Source organism: uncultured Cyclobacterium sp., from assembly GCF_963976465.1.
Classification (GTDB): Bacteria; Bacteroidota; Bacteroidia; order Cytophagales; family Cyclobacteriaceae; genus Cyclobacterium.
In genome coordinates, this window is sequence record NZ_CAXBOC010000495.1 from 1 (window position 1) to 4,004 (window position 4,004).

At 38.2% G+C, this 4,004-nt stretch carries 5 protein-coding genes; 2 read left to right on the forward strand and 3 right to left on the reverse strand.

Annotated elements, in window-relative coordinates; translation table 11 throughout:
* Nucleotides 1-450 (reverse strand): ChaN family lipoprotein (locus AAC037_RS20965; protein WP_339905368.1); only part of this gene is annotated, 450 nt, incomplete at its 3' end.
* 219 nt (nucleotides 451-669) lie between these two features.
* Here AAC037_RS20965 and AAC037_RS20970 point away from each other — a divergent pair.
* Both AAC037_RS20970 and AAC037_RS20975 read left to right on the forward strand, forming a co-directional pair.
* Nucleotides 670-1,122 (forward strand): hypothetical protein, encoded by a 453-nt coding sequence (locus tag AAC037_RS20970; RefSeq protein WP_339905369.1) that lies wholly within the window; start codon nucleotides 670-672, stop codon nucleotides 1,120-1,122.
* Between the two features lie 125 nt (nucleotides 1,123-1,247).
* Nucleotides 1,248-2,090 carry a DUF2236 domain-containing protein gene (locus AAC037_RS20975; RefSeq protein ID WP_339905371.1) on the forward strand — a complete coding sequence of 281 codons (843 nt, stop codon included), beginning with the start codon at nucleotides 1,248-1,250 and terminating at the stop codon, nucleotides 2,088-2,090.
* Nucleotides 2,091-2,097: 7 nt separating this feature from the next.
* Here the strand turns inward: AAC037_RS20975 and AAC037_RS20980 are convergent, their stop codons facing one another.
* On the reverse strand, nucleotides 2,098-2,271 hold the full coding sequence (locus AAC037_RS20980) for a DUF5522 domain-containing protein (RefSeq protein WP_339905373.1): 174 nt from the start codon (nucleotides 2,269-2,271) through the stop codon (nucleotides 2,098-2,100).
* Between the two features lie 205 nt (nucleotides 2,272-2,476).
* The coding region (locus AAC037_RS20985; protein ID WP_339905374.1) for a RagB/SusD family nutrient uptake outer membrane protein at nucleotides 2,477-4,004 on the reverse strand (1,528 nt) is incomplete at its 5' end.

Below are 4,004 nucleotides of genomic sequence, written 5' to 3' on the forward strand. Positions count from 1 at the left end.
TACCATATTTGCATACCTGCCGGGTACATTGGCTGCAATCACTTGTTGCTTGTTTTCTTTGGCTAAATTTACCAAAGGAGCGTAAGCTGAATAATTGTTCCAAATTTTACCTTCTTGCCGGAGTTTCTTTTCTGTAATAAAACCTGCAAGGTATTCATCCATTACGAGCTGCACATCTCTCTCAAACATTTCCATACTGAGGGTCAGGGAGCTGTTCTTTGCTAGTAAGCTTTGGTACAATTGGTATTGCAGCACGTGAGCAATGCTGTCATTGTGTTCTTCTCCAAAAAATATGACCTCTGCCTCAGTTAGTTTATCTACCAAAGCAACCAAAGAGAGCTTATTTCCTGTTTCTGTTTCAATGATAGTATAGCAGCTTTTTTGCGAGGAGGTAGGTGGAAAGCTGACCTGTAAAAAAATAAAGAAGAGAGAAGCGATAGAAAAATTCATATTAAGGGAGTTTAATAGGTTAAAGTATAAAATTTTACCTATTTTATCAAAAACGAAATGCCAAGAGGATATCATCATAAAATAAAAGAATTGCTTGGGTTATATGTTTTAATTGAGTGAATACCTTTTTTTATTAGGGGAAATCACAACATTTCTAAATCTAATTTCGTCTAAGTTTTAATGTTTACTCAAAATTTAACAATTTAAATTATTTCAAAGATGATCAGAAAGGGCATGTTCACCCTATTGCTAATGGTAGGGTTTGTTTATATGGAAGCAAAAGCTCAACAGGAGTTTAAAATTGTGACTGTGGTAGAATCTATCGTACCAATGGGAATTGGTAGGTCACGTATCATTGACAGTCAGACGGAAAATAATTATGAAGAATATACCACTGATAGAACGGATGGTAAAAAAAGTAATCAAAAAGAAATCAAAAGGTCTGATATTAAAGTCGATGAGTTGGAAGAAACGAAATTACTCAATTTTTTCAGTTTGACCGGTATCAACTTTCAGAACATTGCTTCAAATGATGCAGTTATCGCTTCAAAAATCAATGCCATGCTGGCAGAGGGCTGGAAACTGACTTATGTTGCAAGTGGAGTGGAAAGCAATGCAGGAGCAGATGATGGCAAGGGGATTTATATTACCCGCTTGTTTTTTTCCAGATAGGGTGATGAATAAAGATTAGGAGTAAAGGTGGATATAATACCTCCTTTACTCCTATAATGTGGTTTGTAAATGATTTAAAGAAGTTTATTTTCAGAAGTCGGTCCTTAATTGTACATTTAGAACTGATGGCTATTAAACCTTTTACACACCAAATCGAGGAGCTAGATCCGGCTGAAGATTGTGAGAAAATTTGTTATCTCCTCACTTTTCATTGTTTCCCCTGGGACATGGAGAAGGCCCTTGAATTTGCCTTGTTCAGAACTTTTGCGGTTCCATCCGTTTCCCGTTTACTTGTAGCAACAGGTGAATTTATCAAACATACACGTAAGCGGTATGATGATACCGAGTTGCTCTTGTATGAAATCCTCGAAAATGGCATGGAAAGTGAACGTGGAACCATGGCAATAGATCGAATTAATACTATGCATGGTAGGTATAAAATAGCCAATCGAGATTACCTCTATGTACTTTCTACCTTTATTTTTGAGCCAATTCGTTGGATGGATAAATGGGGATGGAGACCTTTTTCAACAGCTGAAAAAACGGCAATTCTTAACAATTACATAAGGTTAGGTGAACGGATGCACATCACCGGTATTCCACAAAACCTCGCAGATTTTGAAGCCTTTAACATGGCATATGAGCAAGAACACTTTATGTTTCATAATGCCAATGCAATGGTAGGTAACAAAACCCTTGACCTTTTGCTTGGATTCTATTTGCCCAGTTGGTTATTCCCTATGGGAAGGCCTATAGCTTTGTGTCTTATGGATTGTCCACTTAGAAAAGCAATGGGTTATAATAAACCGGCTGATTGGTTAATTAAAACGGTACAGCAAGGAATGCTTATTCGGAGTAAGTTGTTAAAATGGTTGCCTGAAAGAAAAAGTCCCATGTTAGGCACAGCGCGTAAACGAAAAACTTATCCAAGGGGATATAAAGTGGAGGAATTAGGTACTTTTAGATAATAATGCTTCACTTAATTTTTTGTTGTTTCGGAGGATATGGACAATGCCTGCAATTGTTACCACAGCAACTTCCCCTTTCCAAATGATAATTCTCGGTAAAGACCATAAGCCCATTTTCAAAATAGTAATGAAAGCCTTCTTTTAATAAATGGGGAGGAGTAAGTTTGTTTTCCTTTTTCAATTTGATGATGCTGCTAACCAGCTTTACGTTGATAATGTCAAAGGTGATTTGGTGAAATTACTTTCTTCAAAATAGGGATTATTAGTTAGCAGTCATTCAAAAATAGGGTGTAAAGGTAAAGCGTAGATTATAAGGCTCCATCTTTACACCCAATTTCTTTTATTCCTTTAGCCTCCGCCAAAGTAATCAACAAATTATTTTATAACTAGTACCCCGGATTTTGTAACAATTGCGGTGCTCTGTTTAGTTCGTCCTGTTGTATGGGGATCCAATAAAGTTTTTCGGAAAAGTTTCTTTTAGGGGCTGCCGATATTTTCTTCCAAGTAGTGGTAATGACACCGTCCTCTGTGACTTCTTTGATATCTACCCCATAAAGGTCAGGAGCAAAATTTTCCTCAAGCAGTTTCCATCTTCTGGTATCATACCAGCCTACATTTTCAGAAAAGAACTCTATCTTACGCTCATACCTTAAGGCTTCCATTATGTCTCCTGTAAAATCAGGTAATGCAACCCTGTTTCTAACCATGTTGATATAGGTTGTGGCCGTTTCAGTATCCCCTAGTTCCAGTGAAGCTTCTGCGTAATTCAATAGTATTTCTGGATAGCGTATCCATATAAAGATATTTTCATTGGCCATATCTCTGCCAATAATCTCATCGTCCATGAATTTTTTCAATACATATCCGGTATAATTTCCATTGGAAGGAGAAACCGGGCCTTGTCTGGTATCCAAGCCAAAGCGCTCGCTTACTACAACACCATTTTCGATTACAGTTCTTGTTCTTCTTTCGTAGATGCCAAGTGGATCGATATGTGCCAAATCATCGAATCTTGGTTGGAAAACAGCACTGTCATATAAGATGCTACCATAGAACCTGGGTTCCCTATGTTTGTATGGGTTTTCATTTGTAAATTTAGTTGACACATTGGTGTACTCATCATTAGAATTGAAGGTGAAATGGTCAAAGAAGTCAGTGCCATCAGCCATTTGGTAGCTGTCTACAAAATTCCCATAAGGTGCGTTGTTTCCATGACAAGATAAGCCGTTAAGGCCGTTTCTTAGATTGGTGTTAATCCTAGGGCCATCATCCGCTCTATGCATTTTCCCCCAAATAACTTCAGGACTGGATAAATCTCTGGCTTTAAATAAAGAGAAATAATTATAAGCAGCAGCTTCTTGATCAGGAGCACCAAAATCTTCCAATGAAACTGTTCCTAGGTCTATTAAATCTTTAGCAGCATCTCTGGCAGCAGTCCATAGTGCTTGCCGGTTGGGGTTTTCATAACCAACATATTTATTAACTGCCGTGCCATCTGCTGTTAAATCACTGGCTGCAAATAAAAGCATTCTGGACTTGAGGGCCATAGCGGTTGCTTTGGTAGCTCTGCCCATTTCCATTTCACTTTTGAGCAACAATAAATCGGCTGCTGTGTCACAATCCTGAACTATAAAATCAATGGTTTCTTCAAAAGAACTACGCAAGTAACTGGAAAAGTCCTCACCCAATTCAGCTGGTGTATCCAATAAGGGAACACCGCCATAGGATCTGCAGATATCGCTATAAAATACTGCCCTAAGGAAAGTAGCTTCACCTTTTAATACGTCTACCTGGGCCTGAATATTTGCCCTCTCAGATTCAGGATAGGCCTCTGGCAGGGCATCGATTTCAGATAGAAATAAATTTAGCTTATGAATATTGGAATAGTGCTGCCAGGTTAAGTGTCCCCTGTCA

Coding starts and splice junctions, on each gene's coding strand:
- AAC037_RS20970 (WP_339905369.1), top strand. CDS start 670: ATGATCAGAAAGGGCATGTTCACCCTATTGCTAATGGTAGGGTTTGTT.
- AAC037_RS20975 (WP_339905371.1), top strand. CDS start 1,248: ATGGCTATTAAACCTTTTACACACCAAATCGAGGAGCTAGATCCGGCT.